Annotated in this window: 19 protein-coding genes and 1 other annotated feature; of the genes, 8 read left to right on the forward strand and 11 right to left on the reverse strand. The window is 51.6% G+C overall.

What is annotated here, in order from left to right; genetic code table 11:
* Positions 1–51: 51 nt before the first annotated feature.
* On the reverse strand, positions 52–540 hold the full coding sequence (gene tpx / locus KNP78_RS01315) for a thiol peroxidase (protein WP_214823156.1): 489 nt from the start codon (positions 538–540) through the stop codon (positions 52–54).
* Between the two features lie 155 nt (positions 541–695).
* Between tpx and KNP78_RS01320 the strand changes: the two genes are divergently transcribed.
* Positions 696–1,514 (forward strand): NAD kinase, encoded by an 819-nt coding sequence (locus KNP78_RS01320; protein WP_034778250.1) that lies wholly within the window; start codon positions 696–698, stop codon positions 1,512–1,514.
* Positions 1,515–1,562: 48 nt separating this feature from the next.
* Here the strand turns inward: KNP78_RS01320 and KNP78_RS01325 are convergent, their stop codons facing one another.
* Both KNP78_RS01325 and ezrA read right to left on the reverse strand, forming a co-directional pair.
* A complete protein-coding gene (locus KNP78_RS01325; RefSeq protein WP_034778251.1) occupies positions 1,563–3,143 on the reverse strand; it encodes an amidohydrolase in 1,581 nt (526 codons plus the stop codon).
* A gap of 74 nt (positions 3,144–3,217) precedes the next feature.
* A complete protein-coding gene (ezrA, locus tag KNP78_RS01330) occupies positions 3,218–4,948 on the reverse strand; it encodes a septation ring formation regulator EzrA (RefSeq protein ID WP_214823157.1) in 1,731 nt (576 codons plus the stop codon).
* A gap of 237 nt (positions 4,949–5,185) precedes the next feature.
* Between ezrA and KNP78_RS01335 the strand changes: the two genes are divergently transcribed.
* A complete protein-coding gene (locus tag KNP78_RS01335; protein ID WP_138859180.1) occupies positions 5,186–5,668 on the forward strand; it encodes a GAF domain-containing protein in 483 nt (160 codons plus the stop codon).
* 223 nt (positions 5,669–5,891) lie between these two features.
* Positions 5,892–6,491 (forward strand): 30S ribosomal protein S4, encoded by a 600-nt coding sequence (rpsD, locus tag KNP78_RS01340; RefSeq protein WP_029595169.1) that lies wholly within the window; start codon positions 5,892–5,894, stop codon positions 6,489–6,491.
* 44 nt (positions 6,492–6,535) lie between these two features.
* Here rpsD and KNP78_RS01345 read toward each other — a convergent pair whose 3' ends face one another.
* Together KNP78_RS01345 and tyrS are read right to left on the reverse strand one after the other, a co-directional pair.
* On the reverse strand, positions 6,536–7,159 hold the full coding sequence (locus KNP78_RS01345) for a GTP pyrophosphokinase (protein WP_034778254.1): 624 nt from the start codon (positions 7,157–7,159) through the stop codon (positions 6,536–6,538).
* A gap of 106 nt (positions 7,160–7,265) precedes the next feature.
* The gene (gene tyrS / locus KNP78_RS01350) at positions 7,266–8,513 is read right to left on the reverse strand and encodes a tyrosine--tRNA ligase (protein WP_214823158.1); all 1,248 of its coding nucleotides are present in this window, start codon (positions 8,511–8,513) and stop codon (positions 7,266–7,268) included.
* Positions 8,514–8,560: 47 nt separating this feature from the next.
* Positions 8,561–8,758, reverse strand: a binding site (T-box leader).
* A 168-nt stretch (positions 8,759–8,926) separates the two neighbouring features.
* Between tyrS and KNP78_RS01355 the strand changes: the two genes are divergently transcribed.
* Positions 8,927–11,407, forward strand: coding sequence for a transglycosylase domain-containing protein (locus KNP78_RS01355; protein ID WP_214823159.1), 2,481 nt, complete (start codon positions 8,927–8,929; stop codon positions 11,405–11,407).
* Positions 11,408–11,451: 44 nt separating this feature from the next.
* Here the strand turns inward: KNP78_RS01355 and acsA are convergent, their stop codons facing one another.
* Complete coding sequence (acsA, locus tag KNP78_RS01360) at positions 11,452–13,158, reverse strand: acetate--CoA ligase (protein ID WP_214823160.1); 1,707 nt, start codon at positions 13,156–13,158, stop codon at positions 11,452–11,454.
* 155 nt (positions 13,159–13,313) lie between these two features.
* Between acsA and KNP78_RS01365 the strand changes: the two genes are divergently transcribed.
* The 3 genes from KNP78_RS01365 to KNP78_RS01375 are packed head-to-tail and all read left to right on the forward strand — an operon-like array spanning position 13,314 to position 15,754.
* Positions 13,314–13,943: a GNAT family N-acetyltransferase gene (locus tag KNP78_RS01365; RefSeq protein ID WP_034778259.1), complete on the forward strand. Its 630-nt coding sequence runs from the start codon at positions 13,314–13,316 to the stop codon at positions 13,941–13,943.
* 12 nt (positions 13,944–13,955) lie between these two features.
* Positions 13,956–14,588: an acetoin utilization AcuB family protein gene (locus KNP78_RS01370; protein ID WP_214753029.1), complete on the forward strand. Its 633-nt coding sequence runs from the start codon at positions 13,956–13,958 to the stop codon at positions 14,586–14,588.
* Positions 14,585–15,754, forward strand: coding sequence for an acetoin utilization protein AcuC (locus KNP78_RS01375; protein ID WP_214823161.1), 1,170 nt, complete (start codon positions 14,585–14,587; stop codon positions 15,752–15,754). The genes KNP78_RS01370 and KNP78_RS01375 overlap by 4 nt, the downstream gene beginning before the upstream one ends.
* A 49-nt stretch (positions 15,755–15,803) precedes the next feature.
* Here the strand turns inward: KNP78_RS01375 and ccpA are convergent, their stop codons facing one another.
* The 4 genes from ccpA to KNP78_RS01395 form a co-directional block, all read right to left on the reverse strand.
* Complete coding sequence (gene ccpA / locus KNP78_RS01380; protein ID WP_034778263.1) at positions 15,804–16,817, reverse strand: catabolite control protein A; 1,014 nt, start codon at positions 16,815–16,817, stop codon at positions 15,804–15,806.
* Between the two features lie 126 nt (positions 16,818–16,943).
* Complete coding sequence (locus KNP78_RS01385; protein WP_034778264.1) at positions 16,944–18,035, reverse strand: bifunctional 3-deoxy-7-phosphoheptulonate synthase/chorismate mutase; 1,092 nt, start codon at positions 18,033–18,035, stop codon at positions 16,944–16,946.
* Positions 18,036–18,171: 136 nt separating this feature from the next.
* Positions 18,172–18,882, reverse strand: a complete 711-nt coding sequence (locus tag KNP78_RS01390) for a YtxH domain-containing protein (protein WP_214823162.1) — start codon at positions 18,880–18,882, stop codon at positions 18,172–18,174.
* A 22-nt stretch (positions 18,883–18,904) separates the two neighbouring features.
* Positions 18,905–19,429, reverse strand: coding sequence for a DUF948 domain-containing protein (locus KNP78_RS01395; RefSeq protein WP_034778266.1), 525 nt, complete (start codon positions 19,427–19,429; stop codon positions 18,905–18,907).
* 172 nt (positions 19,430–19,601) lie between these two features.
* Here KNP78_RS01395 and KNP78_RS01400 point away from each other — a divergent pair, with 172 nt between their 5' ends.
* The gene (locus tag KNP78_RS01400; protein ID WP_034778267.1) at positions 19,602–20,714 is read left to right on the forward strand and encodes an aminopeptidase; all 1,113 of its coding nucleotides are present in this window, start codon (positions 19,602–19,604) and stop codon (positions 20,712–20,714) included.
* A 39-nt stretch (positions 20,715–20,753) separates the two neighbouring features.
* Here the strand turns inward: KNP78_RS01400 and KNP78_RS01405 are convergent, their stop codons facing one another.
* A complete protein-coding gene (locus KNP78_RS01405; protein WP_034778268.1) occupies positions 20,754–21,206 on the reverse strand; it encodes a Dps family protein in 453 nt (150 codons plus the stop codon).
* Positions 21,207–21,260: the final 54 nt, after the last annotated feature.

Below are 21,260 nucleotides of genomic sequence, written 5' to 3' on the forward strand. Positions count from 1 at the left end.
TCGGTTCACTTCTATTAGTGTAAGCGATTCGTGGTCATTTCGCCAAGCGAATCAGTTCGCTTTATCAAACGCTTCGAGCGCCGCATCGAAATCGACCTCGTCTGTCATCTCATCCATGTACTGGACGTATTGGACTGTACCTTCTGAGTCGATGACGAACACCGAGCGTGCGAGTAGACGGAGCTCTTCCATCAACACGCCGTAAGACTTCGCGAACAATTGGTCGCGGTGGTCCGATAACATGATGACGTTATCGAGGCCCGAGGCCGCACACCAGCGACGTTGGGCGAACGGCAAGTCGTTCGACACAGTCAAGACTGTCCCTCCAAGCGTTGCCGCTTTCTCGTTGAACGCACGCGTTTGTGCATCACAGACGCCTGTATCAATCGACGGGACGACACTAATCAATTTTTTCCCTGGGTATGACGCGAGCGTCACCTCTTCAAGTGCCGTCGTGAGCGCTGTAAAGTCCGGTGCAGCATCTCCGACTTTGACCGGATTCCCTTGCAGTGTAACGGTATTGCCTTTAAATGTTGGCATCGTTTCATCCCCTTTGGTTTGATTTATACTTCTTCATCATATCGATGGTGCCGTCTCGATGACAAACTTCCTGCCTCAGACGGCCTGATTGTGATTTTCCCTATATCGAGCGTCTAAAACGCTGTATAATGAAAGAGACTCAATTGACAAAGGGGATGACATGGATGAGAAACAACGTTTATTTGTACCATCGTAACGTCAACGACTTTACTAAAGAGGTAAAGAAACTAATCGAGATCGGTGAGAAGCATGGCTTCAACGTCGTGAATCGTCCGGAAGACGCCAACATCATCGTCGCCATCGGGGGAGATGGCGCGTTCTTACAGGCCGTCCGTTATACAGGCTTCCGTCAAGACGCCATCTACGTCGGGTTCGGACGCGGATTGAATGAGTTTTATTGCGACTTCGACATACATAAGCTCGACGAAGTCGATCGTTTATTCTCAGATAACTCTGCTCGGATCGAAGCCGGGCTCGAGGTGCGGAAATATCCGCTCTTATCGGCTTCAATCAATGAATCGACACCGATGCTTTGTTTGAACGAAGCCTCGATCAAGTCGAGTATCATCAAATCACTCGCCATTGAAGTATATATCGACGATCTTCACTTCGAGACGTTCCGCGGCGACGGGATGGTCGTCTCGACGCCGACCGGCTCGACGGCCTATAATAAATCACTCGACGGCGCGATCGTCGACCCGCTCATCCCATGCATGCAAGTGAGCGAAATCGCTTCGGTGAACAACAACCGTTACCGTACACTCGGTTCTTCGTTCATCGTTCATGATTCACGCAAACTGTCGCTTCGCATCGTCGAAGACGGGAACGACTATCCGATCATCGGGATGGATAACGAGGCGCTCAGCCTCAAATATACCGACCGAATCGATATCGAGCTCTCTGATCAAGTCGTCAAAACGGTCAAGTTGAAAAACAACTCGTTCTGGCACAAAGTACAACGCTCATTCTTCTAAACGATAAAAGGCTAGCCGTCCACTTTACTTAGACGGCTAGCCTTTTTATTATGCGTTGACGACGTCGGCCTCATACACCGGCGACCCTTCGACGACCGTCATGACGAGTCGGTTGTCGAGGATGTCGCGCCCGCGAAGTTCGAAGAAGTCTTCTTCCCACACCGTGAACGTGGCGTTATAACTTTGAATCAACAAGCCGTCACGTCCGTGCGTGCCTGTGGCGACACGCGGGGCATACGTGAAGCTACGGAGCGCTTCATACATCGACAGGCGTTCCGGCGGATTGAGCGCGCCCGACTCCTCGAACGATTGACGGGTCACGGCACCATACAGGCCTTTTCGCACATCGACCGAAGAAATCGGGGCGTCACTGCCCCCGAGGACGAGCGCTCCCGTGTCGAGCATCGATTTGAAGCGGTAGGCGTTATCGACCCGGTCGTTTCCGAGCCGGTCGAACAACAAGTTCATGTCGTCCGACAAGAAAATCGGCTGCGCATCAATCAATACCGGCAGCGCCTGGATCCGTTTCAACAATGCATCGTTCAAGAGCGAGGCATGGATGATTCGGTCCCGCGTCCCGCGCTTGGCCGGATACTTCTCGAGCAACGTGATGAACTGTTCGGCGGCGGCATCCCCGATGACGTGAGCTGCCACGTTCATACCATACGACCGCGCCTTTTTGACGAGCGCCTCGAGATGGTCTGGACGATGGACCTCGATTCCGCGCTGACCCGGTTCGTCCGTATACGGTTCCGATAAGAGTGCCGTCCGTCCCCCGAACGACCCGTCGACGAACAGTTTCATCGCCCCGAAATCGAAACGTGGTCGTTTCGCGAGCGCATCGTGACGGATTAATTGATCGACGACTTGTTCATGGACGAGCAGATGGGCGTGGAACGGAAGATCTGCTAACACGTCCTCATACGCTTGAATCGTCTCGAGCGGGTCGCCATGATAGAACAGGTCTTCCGTATGGGCGCCGACAATCCCGTGGGCGAAAAGCGAGTCGATGGCCCGGTGGAGTGAGGCGACATTTTTCTCGCGATTCCCCCCCAGTTCTTTATGGAGCAAATCGAGCGCCGCATCGTATAGCACCCCGTTCAGTTTTCCTTCCGCGTCGCGTCCGAGCTTTCCGCCTTCGATGACGGTATGGTGAATCAAGCCAAGTCGTTCCAATCCTTTCGAGTTGACGACGGCGACGTGGCGACAGACCCGCTTCAAGACGACGGGCCGGTCTGGGATGACGGCATCAATCATCTCACGCGTCGGCATCTCTCCGAGCAGACGGTCATTGAACCCTTCCGCGACGAGCCAATCGTCACTTCTGTCACTGCCGTCCTTTTGTTTCATCGACTCGAGCAGAGCTTGCAAATCCGTCGTCTCGGTCGCATCGATGCGGTCGAGCGCTTCCCCGTATCCGATCAAATGGATGTGCGAGTCGGTGAACGCCGGATAAACGCTCTTCCCTTCAAGGTTCACAATCTGTTTGATCCTTCCGGCGTATGTACGACGAAGGTGGCCTTCCTCACCTAGCTTCAGAATGCGACCGTGCTCGACATACATGGCGCGAGCCTGTTCATGCTCTTTATTCATCGTATAGATCTTTCCGTTTACCCATAGCGTTCCCATCACAAAATTCCTCCTCGATTCAAAAAAGATTGACGTCTACGTTAATTCCCGTTTACGTCAATCTTCATGCATCATTATTTTCGTAATAGCTCTTGTTGCTCCAAACCTTTTTCGACACGCTGACGAATCTCGCGGGCTGCGCCTTCATCGAAGCGCCCGAGGACGCGTTCACCGATTTCGACGGCCGTGCCGTACTCTCCGTGCAAAAACTTGTTCTCGGCGAGCGTCAAGGCGATATGGACCTCGTTGTCACGCCGGCGATAGCGGTTCGCATATTGCAGCAGCTGCTCGGCGTACGTGACTTGGCGTAAGAGCGCTTTGACCCGGTCGCGGAAGTTGTCCATCGTCTCTTCGACGTCGTGGCTGAGTCCGACGATATACGTCATATTGAACGGCGCCTTCTCGAACTGTTCGTCCAACGATTGAACGCCTTTTTGCAATTGGCGCATATCGCTCGTCAAATCCGTCGGGACGACCGGCATGGCGCTCTTCGTAAGGAGTCGGCGATGGGCCGACAATTCTTTCTTCCAAGACTCGAGCTTGTTACGAACCTCGAGCTCTTCTTTACGGAGCGAGTTCGTATTCTCGATGAAGCGTTCATGCATGGCACTGAACTGGTCGAGCGACCGTTTTGCTTCTTGCACTTTTGACTTGATCATGCTGAACGGGATCATCTGGGCGACGAGCGCCTGTTCGATATCGAGCACGTTCGCCGTGAGCGTCGCCCGCTCACGTTCAAGCTGTTCAAATTCTTCACCGACTCGAGCGTTGATCTCATAGTTGCTGACGAGTCGAGTCATCTCTTGATGGAGTCGCGCCATGACTTCGCTCGTCTGGCGGTCACGGTCTTTCACACTCGCGAATTCTTTCTTCACGTATTGGCGCGCGTCGACTTCGGTCCGGAACGCTTCGAACAACTGGTCGATGTCCGAACTGAGCTGTTGCATGTCCATCTCGAAATGATCGAAGTTGAGCTGTTCGATGCGGTCCATGAGCGCCGATCGGCGATCTTCCGCCTGCTCGATTTCTTCCATTAAACCGAGCGGTTCGAGCGCGTAGCCGTCCATTTGCATCTCTTTATGCCCCGAACGCAACTGGTTGAGCTGTTGTTTCAAGTCAACCTGCACCGTGCGGACGAACTGAGGGATGACACTGACGAGTTCACGAATCTTCGTCACTTTCTCAGACAAGACTTGGCCGGCGACGTACGCCTCCGATACTTGGCCTTCTTGCTTCAACGTGATCATCTCGGTCCGTTTTGCTTCCGCTGCCGCAATCTCAGATTCGACGAGTTCATACGTCGGGCCGAACGCACTGTTTTGCGCGACGAGTGTCTTCCGGAATTGGTACAGCTCTTTCTCGTCTTTTTTGACGATATCGAGCAGCGACGAATGATGCTGATTAAACTCATCCATCTCGTCGAGCATGGCGTGTACCATCGACTCGAGCTCTTCAATCAACTGTTCCGTCGCATTCAAATCCGATTTGACTTTGAGGAAGCGATATTTGTCCAAATCTTCTTCGGCATGATAGAGCGCCTCATCGATTTGCCCGGTATGTACACTGACGAGTTCGTCCCATGACTGATGCCAACGCTCGAACTTTTCTTTCGTCTCGCCCTCCATCGGCCACTGTTTGAACTTCTGCAGTTCGGCCGGGACGCTGGCGCTGAGCACGCTTTGTTTGCGCATGTCTAAATCATCAATTTTCTGGTAAAAATTCCTTCGCACGAGCATGCTTCCCAGCATCGCCCCTAATGCGATGACAATGATTCCAATTAAAATTCCGTAGATTCCGTAATCCATCTCTGTCACAACCTCCAAGCCGCTTTCGTGGACTTATGTATCTGAATGAATAAATGAAGTATTTTATGAGTATAGATAATACTAATCATATTATAGAACCAATGATTTGCATAGGTTTTCCAACGGTTTAGGGAGAGAATGTTATTTTTCACATGAATCTTTTAAGAAGACAAAATAAAAAAATGCGTGTACCATAATGCTAATCAATCTTGCTTTCATTCATTAGGAGGGAATCCCATGTTCCAAACGACTACTTACTCTGGCGACTTGGCCGCCGGTTACGACCTACTAAACAAACAACTCGCCGCGCTACTCGAAGGCGAGACGAACCGTGTCGCGAACCTTTCGAACGCGAGCGCGTTGCTCAACCAATTCCTCGACCGGATCAACTGGGTCGGCTTCTATTTAACAGAAGGCGAAGACGCTCTCATCCTCGGACCGTTCCAAGGCCTGCCGGCTTGCGTCCATATCGCGTTCGGTAAAGGAGTCTGCGGGACAGCCGCCTCGACGCAAGAGACACAACTCATCGCAGACGTTCATCAATTCCCGGGCCATATCGCTTGTGATGCGGCTTCGAACTCGGAAATCGTCGTCCCGCTCGTCCGTGACGGTAAGACCATCGGCGTGCTCGATATCGACAGCCCTGAGTTCGATCGCTTCTCGGATGTCGACCGTCAAGGGTTGGAGCAATTCTGTCAGACATTACTTCGCTTCATCTGATTGACAAGCGAATCATTTCGTCGTATACTGATTTTTGTGCATGAAATGACGATAGCAGTCATTGACAGACGTATCCACCTTTCGGGCCTCGACTGAGTCGGAGGAGCATCTCGTAGCTTCGCTATCAAGTGAAGGTGCTTGAACCTATGAAAGGGGCGTCACCAGTCTTTGACACCGTTGTTCTTTTGTGCAAAATACATGAACAACAAGGAGGAGTCCAAACATGGCTCGTTACACAGGTCCAGCTTGGAAACTCTCGCGTCGCTTAGGCATCTCGCTTAGCGAAACGGGTAAAGAATTAGCAAAACGTCCTTACGCACCAGGTCAACACGGAAATGGTCGTCGTAAAATCTCTGAATACGGTCTTCAGCTTCAAGCGAAGCAAGCACTCCGTCACATGTACGGAATCAACGAGAAGCAATTCCGTCGCATCTTCAACGATGCTGGGAAAATGCAAGGTATCCACGGTGAGAACTTCATGTTCTTGCTCGAGTCACGCCTTGACAACCTCGTTTACCGTATGGGTCTCGCTCGCACACGTCGTGGAGCGCGCCAACTCGTCAACCACGGTCACATCCAAGTTGACGGTTCACGTGTAGACATCGCGTCTTACCGTGTAAAACCAGGTCAAGTCATCTCAGTCCGCGAGAAGTCTAAAAACTTCAAAGCGATCGCTGAAGCTCTCGAAGTAGCACCAGCTACAAAAGACTACGTAACATTCGACGCTGAGAAGCTCGAAGGTACATTCGTACGTCTTCCTGAGCGTGCTGAATTGAACGACCAAATCAAAGAGCAACTCATCGTTGAGTACTACTCACGTTAATGCTTTTATCCCCTTCCCTGCCTCGGCAGGAAAGGGGATTTTTTTTACTTTAATATTTGTTCACGAATCCGGCCCATCTGCGTATCGAGCGCGTCCGCCATCTTGGCCGCTTCGATCAACTCGAGTTTCGACGCCTCCGGGACGACGTGCTGGTATTTATAATGAAGCTTATGCTCCGTCGCCGCCCAAAAGTCCATGGCGAGCGTGCGGATCTGAATCTCAGCCGGCACCCAAATGACGCGTTCCGCCAAATAGACTTTCGTTCGGACGATGAGGTGCAGGCTCCGATAACCGCTCGGCTTTGGATCTTTGATGTAGTCTTTGATTTCATCGATTTGTAAATCATCCCGCTTCTTCAAATGGTCGAGGATGGCGTAAATGTCATCGCGGAAACTCGTGACGATCCGGACTCCGGCGACATCGTAAATATTGTCCCAAAGTGCTTCCACTTCAAGTGGGAGCCCTTTTTGGTTCATCTTCTTGATAATTGACGGCAACGTCTTCATCCTCGTCTTCACATGTTCGATCGGAGAGTAACCGAGCCGCGTCTGCCAATCGAGGTCGATGATGCCGAGGTCGCTCTCAAGCTCGGTGATCGCCATCTCATAGTAGCGGAACCGCTCCCGCCATTGGTGGAACTGTTCGCCAAAAAACTCTTCAATTTCCATAGGAAAGCCTCCTTATCGTCTATACTTGCCATCGTATCAGACCGAAACCAATTTGAGATATAAAAAAACGTCCATGTCCGCAACATTTGGGACATGGACGAATGCATCAGACGTGACGGATCACGAAGTATTTTTTCTTGCCTCGGCGGATGACCGTGAACTCACCAAGTGTATCGGCACGTGTCACCGTCTTATCGAGCGCTTGTTCGCGCTCCCCGTTCAAGTAGATCGCCCCGTTTTGAACGTCTTCGCGGGCTTGACGTTTTGATGGCGCAATCTTCGCTTCGACGAGAAGATCGACGAGGTTACGTTCGCCGTCAAGTTCGAACTGAGGCATGCCTTTGAATGCAGCATCCATATCTTCTGGCTTGAGCGTCTTCAAATCACCGCTGAAGAATGCCGCCGTGATGCGGAGCGCTTGATCGAGACCTGCTTCACCGTGCACGAGTTTCGTCATCTCTTCGGCGAGGCGACGTTGGGCGACACGTTTTTCCGGTGCAGACGCCACTTCGCTTTCAAGCGCCACGATGTCGTCATGCGACAAGAACGTGAAGTATTTGATGAACTTGATGACGTCGGCGTCGTCGACGTTGATCCAGAACTGGTAGAACTCGTAAGGTGTCGTCTTATCGGCGTCGAGCCAGACCGCACCACCGGCCGTCTTACCGAATTTTTGTCCATCCGACTTCGTCACGAGCGGTACCGTCAAACCGAACGCCTTCTCCGAGTGACCAAAGCGACGAATCAGTTCGAGACCGGCCGTGATGTTGCCCCACTGGTCGCTGCCCCCAACTTGAAGACGGCAGTTCTCAGTTTCGTACAACTTCAAGAAGTCGAACGATTGCAAGAGCATGTACGAGAATTCCGTGTACGAGATCCCGTTCTCCAAACGCGAGTCGACCGAGTCTTTGGCGAGCATGTAACTGATTGGGAAGTGTTTGCCGATGTCGCGCAAGAAGTCGATGATCGACAACTCTTCCGTCCACTCGTAGTTGTTGCGGATTGAGATTGGATTCTCTCCTTCAAGCGGCAAGAAGCGGCTCAATTGGTCTTTGATTCGATCCGAGAACTGTTTGACCGTGTCGAGCGTGTTGAGAGAACGCTCGTCCGAACGACCTGACGGGTCACCGATCATGCCGGTCGCCCCACCGACGAGGGCGATGACGTGGTGTCCCGCCTCTTGGAAACGTTTGAGTGTTAAAATCGGGAGCAAGTGCCCGATATGAAGCGAGTCCGCCGTCGGGTCGAACCCGGTGTAAAGCGTCGTCGGTTTGTTCAACTGTTCTTTCAATCCTGCTTCGTCCGTCATTTGGTTGACGAGACCTCGAAATTCTAAATCCTTCAATAATTCCATCTGTTCCACTCCTTCGATTGACATAAAAAAACGTCCCTTCTCATATGAGAAGGGACGGAGATTCCGCGGTACCACCCTAATTGCCACAGCTGTGGCCACTTGTAGCGAGAGATAACGGTCTCGACCCGGCCGAACGGCACGCTCCAAAAGTGTAATTCATCGGCTGACATTGGCTAGTTCACAGCACCCACTAGCTTTCTGGACAAGCGGTCAGTCGACTACTTCGCTTTCTTCATAGCATCTTTGTTTATGGACTATGCTTTACATTTTATAAGTTCCATTTCCAAATTGTCAACCGAGAATATGGAAACTTGCATCCGGTAGTCGATTCGGGGTAAGGTCAGGAAGGACTTGTGCTATAATCGTATATATTACTGTCAAAAATAGTTTTACAACATATTAAGGAGGCTGTCATGCTGCAAAAGATTCGAGACACATGGAACCAACCAAAGTCCTTGAAAGCCCGCCGTTATGCCAATGTATTTTACGATGTATCGTGGAACGTACTGCTCTTAACGATTATATCGGTCGTTCTCATTGGATTTTTAGGCGCCGGGATCGGAGCGGGTTATTTCGCTTCCCTCGTCAAGGATATGCCGGCACCCGCATATAAGACGATGACGTCGCAAATCAACACCTACTCATCGACTTCTGACATTTATTTTGGAAGCGGTGAACGCATCGGAAACTATACGACGGATGAAGTCCGCGTTCCCGTCGCCGTCGAGAAAGTCTCTCCGTTCGTCGTCGACGCGTTACTCGCCACAGAGGACGTCGAGTTTTACGAACACGATGGTGTCGTGCCGAAAGCGACGCTCCGTGCCATCTTACAGGAAGCGACCGGATCGGAAGACCGGACCGGCGGTTCTACGCTCACACAACAGCTCATCAAAAACCAAATGCTGACGAACGAAGTGTCGTTCGAACGAAAAGCGAAAGAAATTTTACTCGCCCTTCGCCTCGAGAAAGCAATGAACAAAGATGAGATCTTGAACGCGTACTTGAACGTCGTCTCATTCGGACGAAACTCGATGGGACGCAACATCTCAGGGATTGAAGCAGCCGCTCGAGGTGTCTTCAATACATCGGCTGAGAAGTTGACGTTGCCACAAGCCGCTTTCCTCGCCGGGATCCCGAAAAACCCGTTCCTGTATACACCGTATTATCAAGGCGGTGTCATTAAAGAGGACGTGTCACCGGCCATCAACCGGATGAAAACGGTACTTAACCGGATGTACGTTGCTGGGAAGATCACAAAAGAAGACTATGACGCTGCATACAACTACGACATCACAAAAGACTTCATGAAGACGCAATCGAAGCCGCGTGATCGCTATCCGTATGTTGTGCAAGAAGCTGAACTTCAAGCAAGACAAATTGTCACGAACTACTTGCTCGAACAGGACGGCATCGTCTTGGCAGATTTAAAAACGAATGAACAAAATGAAATTAGAACGACTTACGCCAAACGCGCCCACAATATGCTGCGCCAGGGCGGATTCAAGATTCATATGACGCTTGATAAAAAAGTGCACGAGGCAATGCAACAACCCGCTAAAAATGCCAATAACTTTGATAAAAATCAATACATCGAAGAAGAAGATCGCACGTTGCCTGAACAGACAGCGTCAATCATGATCGAGAATAAGACAGGGCGTATCCTAGGTTTCGTCGGCGGCCGCTATATTAACGGGAAGACCGACGAAGTGAACCGCGCTATGCGCATGGAGCGACAAATCGGGTCGACAGCAAAACCAATCTTGGTTTATGCCAATGCGATTGAAGCTCGGATGATTACGCCCGAAACGACGATTTTAGATGAAGAATACTTCTACCGATTCACCGGTCCTGGTCAACCGAAAAAAGAAGTTGAAAACGAGAGTAGAACGCACAGCGGCCCAGTAACGGCTCGCGAAGCGCTGAAACGTTCCCTTAACGTTCCCGCTGTTAAAATCTACGAAGAACGGAACCAAAAAACGGCTGACACGCAAAAACTTGTCGACATGGGCATCGAAGTGTCAGAAGCGAACCGAAACGCTTCATCGATGGCATTAGGGGTCGGAGAAGTCAGCCCGGTCAACTTGGCCGCGTCTTATGCGATGCTCGCGAACTATGGGGAGCATGTGGAACCCTACTTTATCGAACGCATTGAGTATAACGGTGAAACTATCTTTGAGAAACAACCGAAAAAGACGCGCATCTATACCGATCGCACGTCTTACCTCGTCATCGACATGCTACGGGATGTCTATACGTCAGGAACAGCAACGTACGCTCGATCACTCTTGAACGTCCCTGGCGATTGGATGGGTAAATCTGGTACGACGAACGACCGACGCGACTCGTATTTGGTTGGCTCGAATCCGAACGTCACGCTTGCTGTTTGGTCTGGTTTTGACTCACAATTCGGTGAAATGCAAAACAGTTATGAAGTAGGTCAGTATTACCAACGGACGCAACGGATCTGGTCACAGACGGCCAACCGCGTATACGCCGACAATCCTGAAGTCTTCAACACTGGGGCGCGCTTCAACCAACCTTCTAGCGTTTCTGCCGCTGACTTCAAAGACTCAGGCTCATTCTCTGAGAAGAAGAAAGTCGAAGAGAAGAAGAAGAAGGAAGAGGAAGCCAAGAAGAAAGCCGAAGAAGAGGCGAAGAAGAAAGAAGAAGCTGAAGAGAAGAAACAAGAGGCTGAAGAAAAACAAGAAGCTGACGCTGCTGCGAAAGAAAAGGCAGATGCTGAGGCTAAAGCGAAAGCTGAAGCGGAAGCGAAGAAAAAAGCTGAAGCCGACAAGAAGAAAGCTGAAGAAGAAGCTAAAAAGAAAGCCGAGGCTGAGAAAAAGGCTGAGGAAGACAAGAAGAAAGAAGACGCCGAAGAAGCAGACGGCGCCTAACTCGACAAGAAAGGTCGACACATCGCGTGTCGACCTTTTGTCGTTCAATCTTCCATTGTCGATAAGTCACCTGTCTCAAGGTTCAATTCCCAAGCTTTCAAGACGCGACGCATGATCTTCCCGCTTCGTGTTTTCGGCAGCTTGTCTTTGAATTCAATCTCACGCGGGGCCGCATGGGCCGCGAGCCCTTCTTTGACGAACTTTTGAATCTCCGTCTTCAGCTCGTCTGATGGCTCATAGCCTTTACGGAGCGCGATGAACGCCTTGATAATCTCTCCACGGACCGGATCTGGTTTCCCGATGACACCGGCCTCGGCAACTGCCGGGTGCTCGACGAGACGACTCTCGACTTCGAACGGACCGACCCGTTCGCCTGCCGTCATGATGACGTCATCGACGCGGCCTTGGAACCAGAAGTAACCATCCTCGTCCATATAGGCCGAGTCGCCTGAGACGTACCAATCACCCCAGAAATAGCTCTCATACTTGGCGTCGTTCTTCCAAATCTTCCGCATCATCGACGGCCACGGCGTCTTGAGGGCCAAGTTGCCCATCCGATGTGGTGGGAGCGGTTGACCGCGGTCGTCTAAGATGGCCGCTTCACAACCCGGGATGGCTTTCCCCATCGAACCCGGTTTGATATCCATCGTCGGATAGTTACAAATCATCATCGCACCCGTCTCTGTCATCCACCACGTATCATGAATCCGTAACCCGAACGATTCGTTCCCCCAACGAATGACTTCCGGGTTGAGCGGTTCACCGACCGAGAGGATATGGCGGAGAGATGATAGATCATATTTCTCGAACGCTTCTTCGCCGGCACCCATGAGCATCCGGAACGCCGTCGGCGCGCTGTACCAGACGGTGACCCCGAACCGTTCGATGACCGAATACCAGAACTCCGGATTGAATCGTCCTCCGACGATCACATTCGTCGCCCCGTTCAAGAACGGAGCGAAAATCCCGTAGCTCGTGCCCGTCACCCAGCCTGGGTCGGCCGTGCACCAGTAAATATCATCCGATTGCAAGTCGAGCACCCATTTTCCCGTCATCAAGTGCTGCACCATGGCGTTATGGACGTGCAGGACGCCTTTCGGCTTCCCGGTCGACCCTGACGTATAATGCAAGATCATACCGTCCTCACGGTCGACCCATGTGATGTCGAGGTCAGTCGAAGCTTCAGCCGCCAATTTGCGATAGTCGATGATTTTCCCGGCTTCTTCTACCCCGTCGCCGACGATCAAAATCGTCTCCAAGTGCGGGAGCTGATCGACCGGGATGCGCGGCAAGAGCGCCTCGGTCGTCACGATGACTTTCGCTTCCGAGTCGAGCAGACGGTCGTGAACGGCTTGTTCCATGAACGCCTCGAACAACGGACCGACGATGGCGCCCAATTTAAGTGTGCCGAGCAAAATAAAATAAAGTTCTGGACTCCGCGGCATGAAGATGAAGACGCGGTCGCCTTTCTCCACTCCAACCGATTTCAGAACGTTTCCGGACCGATTGCTTTCTCGTTTCATATCTTCATACGTATAGCGCTCTTCTCGTTCCCCATCGAAATAGAGCAATGCCAGTTTTGTGGCAAGTTCACCTTCGGCGTGACGGTCGATCGCTTCGTACGCCATGTTGACGTTCCCCGTCAAATTCCAAGAAAATAGTGCTTCTGCTTGAGTCCACTCGAACGACTGACAAGCCTCTTCATACGACGCCAATTGATGTTCCCCTGATAACGCTTTCAATTTTTCCATCGCTAAAGATTCGCCTCCCCTGTAATGAATGGTATAACCACTTTCAGTATAGTGTTAATATTGTGACAAATCAATGAATTTCCAAAATCTCCAAAAGAGCGTGAAAGAAGTAGAATGAAAGCGCTATAATAGAAGGTGGAAAAGGTGGTGACTCCATGGAAAAACAATATCATTCAAAGGTGTGGGAAACCTCACTCGGAGCCGTAATCATCGATGGACCCATCGAAAGCGATGTACTGGCGACGTATCGCCTCGATGAGGGATTGACCGCATTTCGTGAACCAGAGGACCAACATAAGGCCCTCGTCGAAATCGCTGACTTGAAAGAAGGTCGCATTATCGTGGCCCGCGTCGACAATCTCGTCATCGGCTACGTGACGTATTTATATCCAGACCCGTATGAACGTTGGAGCGAAGGGAACGACCCTTACATTCTCGAGCTCGGCGCCATCGAAGTGAGTCCGCGCTTCCGCGGTCAACGAATCGGCAAACAGCTGCTCGAAGTGTCGATGATGGATCCACATATGGACGACTTTTTGATTTTGACGACGGAATATTATTGGCACTGGGATTTAAAAGGAAGCGGACTCTCCATTTGGGATTATCGGAAAGTGATGGAGAAGATGATGAACCACGGCGGGCTCGTCTTCTTCCCGACCGACGACCCGGAGATCGCTTCGCACCCGGCCAACTGTCTCATGGCACGGATTGGCAAGAACGTCCGGCAAGAGACGATTGACCACTTCGATTCACTCCGGCTGCGACGCCGGTTCATGTATGACTGAGGAGGGATCTGGATGCTGATTGAACAAATGATGAACCGTCATGTCGTGACGATTCAACCGACCAATACGATTGCCCATGCGGCCAAGCTCATGCGCGACCACAAAGTACGCCATCTCATCGTCACAAATCCGGCCCGTCAAGTCGTCGGAATCGTCGGCCAGTTCGAGATGAGCGGTGCGACGAGTGTGTTCCACCCCGAAAGCGAGAGCGCTGACTTTAAAAACCCCGTCTCGAGCATCATGCGTCAAGATGTGACGACGGCGCACCCGTACGATTTTTTCGAAGACGCGGCCGCCTTGTTTTATGAATATCGTTTGACGTGTCTTCCGATCATCGAACAAGGAAAGCTCGTCGGCGTGTTGACCGAGACAGATTTATTGCGTTATTTCGTCCAATTGACCGGTGCACTCGAGCCAAGTTCACAAATTGAAATCTTAGTCGAGAATACGACCGGCACGCTCGAAAAAGTGACACGGCTCCTCGCCAAGACGAACGTGAATATCATCAACGTGTTCGTCCACCCGACGGCCGACCCATATAAACGGATCATCTCGTTCCGCGTGCAGACGATGAATCCGCTCCGCATCATCGAACGGTTGAAGCGTGAGGGCTTCGACGTGCTCGGTCCGGAGATGTCCCCATGAGACCGGCCTACATATTCGGCGAGAACGAGAACTCGTACCGCTTTCACGAAGATCATCCGTTCAATCCGATTCGCCTGGAGCTGACGACGTCTCTCCTGATCGCCTCAGGCAAGCTTCAGGCCTCCGAGTGTATCGCTCCTCCCCTCGCCTCAGTCGAGTCGCTGGCGCTCGTGCACGACCTCGATTATATCGAGGCGGTCCAAGCGGCTGCCGCAGGTGAGCTGTCGACGTTGAAAGCGAACAAATTTGGGCTCGGTACTGAAGACACTCCGATTTTCCCAACCATCCATGAAGGGGCGGCCCGGCTGGTAGGTGGGACGATGCACGCCCTTGACTTGGTCGCGAGCGGAAAAGTCGAGCGTGCGTTTCACGTCGGGGGCGGTCTGCATCACGGGATGAGACGAAAAGCGTCAGGTTTTTGTGTCTATAACGATGCGGCCGTCGCCATCGCTCACGTCCGTCAGACGTACGGGTCGCGTGTCTTGTACGTCGATACCGATGCCCATCACGGTGACGGCGTCCAGTGGCTGTTTTATGACGATGCGGATGTGATGACCTTATCCATCCATGAGACCGGCCGCTACTTGTTTCCAGGGACAGGATCGGTCACGGAGCGTGGTAACGGGAACGGCTATGGATACAGTTGGAACGTCCCGGTCGATGCGTTCACCCAAGATGATTCCTTCCTGCGCTGTTACGAGACCGTGTTCCGGGAAGCGTGCGAGTGGTTCAAACCGGATATCATCCTGACACAGAACGGCGCCGACGCCCATGCGTTCGACCCGCTGACACACCTCGCCTCGACGATTCGGACGTTCGAACAGATTCCACAAATCGCCTCTCGACTCGCCGATGAGTACACGGAAGGTCGCCTCGTCGCCCTTGGCGGCGGCGGGTATGACTGGTATCGGACGGTTCCGCGCGCCTGGTCCCAAGTATGGGCCGGCCTGACGCGTGAGGCGCCTTATCGCGGTGACATTCCGGTCGAATGGATTGAACAATGGCAGGCCAAAGCCGATCAAGCGTTGCCGACGCGGTGGGATGACCACACGTACACGTTCCAACACATTCCACGAAAGCAACAAATCGAGGAGAAGAATTGGGAAGTGTCAAAACGCGCCTTTTGGCCGTTCATCTCGAACGATCGCAAATCAATATATGTCTAAAAAAACCCCTCGTCCGCGGAGTGACTCCGACTGGCGAGGGGATTTTTATTCAGTCTTGACGTACCGAATCGCGACGTTCGATGCGGTGCGGCAAGACGACGTTTTTCTCTTCGATTTCTTCGGCGTTCAAGATTTTCGTCAAGAGACGCATGGCAACGGCACCGATGTCATACATCGGTTGGACGACCGTCGTCAATTTCGGACGAATCATCGTCGCGAGACGCGTGTTATCATGGCCGACGACTTCAAAATCGTTCGGGACCGAGAAACCGGCGTCTTGAATCGCGTGAATGACACCGAGTGCCATCTCATCCGTACCGGCGAAAATCGCTTTCGGGCAATCGTCACGTTCGAGCATCTTCTGCATCGCCTCAAGGCCTGATGCGTACGTGTAATTCCCGAGGACGACGTCACTCTCACGGAACGGGAGTCCGGCGTCGTCAAGGGCACGGCGGTAACCAGAGAATTTCTTCTCGCCATTGATTTGTTGCTCGAGTGGTCCTGTGATGAAGCCAACTTGTTTGTGGCCGTGGCCGATCAACATTTCGGTTGCATCGTACGCTGCCTGTTCGTAATCGATGTTGACCGCCGGAAGGTCATATCCTTGGTTGAGCGTCGCCGCAAGGACGATTGGCACCGGCGACTTCTTGAACTCGTTGACGAGGTCTTCATGCAGACGTCCACCCATGAAGATGATGCCGTCGACTTGTTTGCCGAGCAACGTGTTCAACAAATGGATTTCTTTGTCACGGTTCGAGTCCGAGTTCCCGAGAATGATGTTGTACTTGTACATCGTCGCCACGTCTTCAATCCCACGCGCGAGGTCTGCGAAAAAGATGTTCGAGATATCAGGGACGATGACGCCGACCGTCGTCGTCTTCTTGCTGGCGAGTCCGCGGGCGACGGCGTTCGGACGATAACCAAGACGGTCGATGGCGTCCTGGACTTTCTTACGGGTCGTCGGTTTGACGTTCGGGTTTCCGTTGACGACGCGTGAGACGGTTGCCATCGACACCCCGGCTTCTCGTGCGACATCATAGATGGTTACATTATTACTATTCATTAAAACTCCTCCTACAAGCAATGATTTTCAAACGATTTTCAAAAAACGTGTCAAAAAAGGAAGACAGGTATCTGTCATCATTTTACCCTGTCTTCACGCTATATAAAACGTTTCCAATTGGAAAGCTTACTTTTTCACCAAATCAAGTTGAGGGAACTGGGCCGTAAGCCCGTCCACGAATTGATCGAATTGGTCGAAATCGAGTTGTTGCTGGGCATCCGATAAGGCAATCGCCGGATTCGGGTGCACTTCGACCATGACGCCATCGGCTCCGACCGCAAGCGCCGCCTTGGCTGCCGGCAGTAACAAATCACGTCGTCCCGTCGAATGGGTGACATCGACCATGACCGGTAAATGCGTCTCTTGCTTCAAAATCGGTACCGCCGTAATATCGAGCGTGTTGCGTGTCGCCCGCTCATACGTCCGAATCCCGCGTTCGCACAAGATGACTTGGCTATTTCCGCTCGCCATGATGTACTCCGCCGCATAGATGAACTCCTCGATCGTCGCCGCGAGACCGCGTTTCAACAAGACCGGTTTTGAGGTCTTCCCGACTTCTTTCAACAAATCGAAGTTTTGCATGTTACGCGCGCCGACTTGGATGATGTCCACATAAGGGAGGGCCGACTCGACCGCACCTGGTGTCATGATCTCCGAGATGACCCGCAAGTCGTGGCGATCCGCTGCTTGTTTCAACAGCTGCAATCCATCAAACCCAAGTCCTTGGAAATCATATGGGGAGGTGCGAGGCTTATACGCCCCGCCGCGCAAAATTTTGACACCAGACAACGCTAACTTTTCAGCGACGGCATTCACTTGTTCGAATGATTCGACCGCACACGGTCCCGCAATCAATTGCGGACGTCCGTTCCCAATCGTGACATCATCGAGCGTGACAATCGTATCTTCGGCTTGACGCTTACGCGAGACGAGCAACGTCTTATCACGGTCTTCTCCTTGAAGCTCGGCCGAGGCTTTGAACATCTCTTTGAACAAGTGCTGCAAGCGAGCCGTCTCGAAAGGACCAGGATTCGATGCCGCAATAAAGTCTAACATTTCTCGTTCCCGGACCGGGTCGTACCGTTCGACGCCTTGCAGACGTTTCACTTTACCAATCTCGACAGCGAGCGTGCCGCGGCGGCTGAGCAAGTCGAGCATCTCACGATTCAACTCATCCATCTCGCGACGTAAACGATTCAATTGATCTTGTGGACTCATAAATACCCTCTCATTTCTAAGCCGTTCTTTCCAGAAACCTAATTATATCGAACTTTAACCGCTTTGTCATAGGGAAATGGGCTAGCGACACAAAATCAACAAAAAAAGCGTCCGGATGGTCCGGACGCTCGACGCATTACTTGTTGCCGTTTTTAAGATCGTTTTTCAAGTCCTTTAATTCTTGTTTCGACTCATCGTCGAGTAAGTCTTTTACAGGGGCCTCAAAATCCGATTCATAGTCTTCTGACTGATCACGGCTGCTTGATGCTTCTTGTTTGTTCGCCGCCGATTTGTTTGTGTTTGCTTTGTTCGCGTTCGGCTTGTTTTCTGATGACTTCGGTTTATCAGATGAGGCATCCGTTTTGGCGTCTGCTTTCGATGAATCGTTTGAGTCGTTCGATTTTTTTGTTTCGCTCGACTGCTCTTCTGAAGCCTTATCGAGTTGTTCTTTCACTTCGGCTTCTGCCTCGGCTACGAGTTGATCGGCTTTCTCCATCGCTTCTTCGATTGACAACTCGTCTTCGTCGACTTGTTGCTTCAATTCGGCTGCTTCACGGGCCTTGTCTTTGACGAGGTTCAAGACAGGCGCTGCTTTATCGCTCGCCACTTTGATCCATTCGCCGACGACCGGCTCTGCTTTCTCGCGTACTTCTTTCGATTTGACCGTCAATCGCTCACGCGACGTCGCCGTCTTCTCGTCTAAATACGTACGCACTTCACGACCGCTCTTCGGTGATGTAAGGAGGGCCACGGCCGCGCCGATTACGCCGCCAAGAACGACACCTGCCAAAAATCCACCGCTCGGTTGTTGTTCGTTGTTATATGTTTTGTTCTTGTCGTATGTCATCGTTACTTCCTCCTTGTGATGGTTATGATTTGATTGTATCGTCTGTCGCAATCAACCCTGGTGAGACCGTTGTCGGTTCTTGTTCTTGTTTCCGGTCTCGACGTCCGCGACGACGTGATGGTCGTTCGTCAGAAGAGGTCTCGGTTTTATTTTTCTTAAATAGTTCTACAGCGACAGAACCCCATCGTACCGCTTGGGCGATCTGTTCTTTATTTTCGTCTGCTGCCACGTGAACAGAAGAAGAAACCGTCCGTACCGACTCTGTCACTTCGTTAAGCGACGTGCCGAGCTCATCAAGCGCGTGAGCCACTGGTGCGAGCAATTCTGTTTTCTCTTCGACGTTATCTACAAGACGGTTCGTCTTATGTAAGAGCGCCGTCACTTCCATTGTGATTCCGTCTAATTGACGTTCTAAGTTTTCAGTCGTGTTGGCGACGCTGCCGAGTGTCCGATTGACGTTCGACAAGACACGTGCCAAGAAAAATACGAGTACGACAAATGCGAGTGCCGCGATGAGCCCTGCAATGCCTCCTAATGTGATTTCCATGCATCCATTCCTCCTGTTCGATAATGTGGTGTTTTCATTATAGCACCATTATGACTGAAAAGATTTGTCACAACCGTTTTCGCCATCCGGTCTGATTATTCCTTTACCCGTTTTTATGTTTTCGATTACACTAAAATAGAAATAAATTTTAAAAAGTTAAAGGGGTGGACGTATGAGAGATCCAAGAATCACGCAACTCGCCGACGGATTGATCAATTATTCGGTCGAATTGAAGCCAGGGGAACGCGTTCTAATCGAAAATTTTGGTGTCGAGGAATCGCTCGTCGAAGCGCTTGTCGAGAAGGCGTACGAAGCCGGGGGGCATCCGTTCGTCTTGTTGAAAGAGAGCCGTATTTTGCGTAAGCTCTACAGCGGAGCAAGCCGAGAGCAACTTGAGCTCATGGCCGACATCGAGCGCAAACAAATGCAGGCCATGGACGCCTATATCGGACTTCGGGCCGGTGACAACATTAACGAGTTATCAGACGTTCCGGCCGAGCAACAAAAACTCGTCGGGGCCACCATCGGTAAAATGCATACCGAAGACCGCGTCAAAGGAACGAAATGGGTCGTGCTGCGTTACCCGTCCCCATCGATGGCGCAACTCGCCGGCAAATCGACCGAGGCGTTTGAGGACTTCTACTTCAACGTCTGTACGCTCGATTACGGCAAGATGGACCGGGCCATGGACGCACTCGTCACGCTCATGAACGAGACCGACCGTGTCACGATCAAAGGGCCAGGAACGGACCTCAGCTTCTCGATCAAAGATATCCCGGCCATCAAGTGTTCGGGTCAGATGAACATCCCGGACGGTGAAGTGTTCACAGCGCCGGTCAAAGACTCGATCAACGGCGTCATCACGTATAACACGCCATCTCCATATCATGGCTTCACCTTCGAGAACGTGTCGTTGACGTTCCAAGACGGAAAAATCGTCAACGCGACGGCGAATGACACCGACCGAATCAATGACGTGTTCAATACGGATGAAGGCGCACGCTACGTCGGCGAATTCGCCATCGGCGTCAACCCGTACATCCAACACCCGATGAAAGATATCTTGTTCGATGAGAAAATCGACGGCAGCTTCCATTTCACACCAGGCCAGGCATATGACGACGCCTATAACGGGAACGACTCTTCAATCCACTGGGATCTCGTCAACATCCAACGTCCTGATTATGGCGGCGGCGAGATTTGGTTCGATGACGTATTGATTCGCAAGGACGGACGCTTTGTCGTCGACTCGCTCTTGCCACTCAATCCAGAAAATTTGAAATAACAAAAAACAAGCGTGCCGCAATCGGCACGCTTGTTTTCATTATAGCTTCGTCTTTTTGCCGAGCGCTGCCGACATCATCCAAATCTCTTTCTCGAGTCGCTCGATATGAGAGACGAACGTGTCTTCGATGGCTTCGTCCCCGTCTTCGAAGTTTTCCATCGCGTCTTGCATCTCTTGACGGATCTGTTTGAAGTCACTGATCACGTCCTTGATCATTTGATCGGTATCCGCATGGCGATCCCCTTCTTGCAACGTCGAATGTTCGAGATATTCTTTCATCGTCGCATACGGTTCGCCGTCATTCATCAAGAGCCGCTCCGCCACGTCATCGTACAGTTCAGCGACGAGGTTATACAGTTCCTCCAACTTTTCATGGTACGTGAAGAAGTGAGGTCCGCTAATGTACCAGTGGTAGTTATGCAGTTTGACGAATAAGAGGCCATAGTTGGCCACCTCTTTGTTCAATGTGCTCAATGCGCCTTGGCTTGCCATCATTAACATCTCCTTTTCCAAATTCAGTCGCTAATACTATTACCGTCTTGACTT

It is taken from the genome of Exiguobacterium sp. s28 (assembly GCF_018618135.1).
GTDB classification, from domain to species: Bacteria; Bacillota; Bacilli; order Exiguobacteriales; family Exiguobacteriaceae; genus Exiguobacterium; species Exiguobacterium mexicanum_A.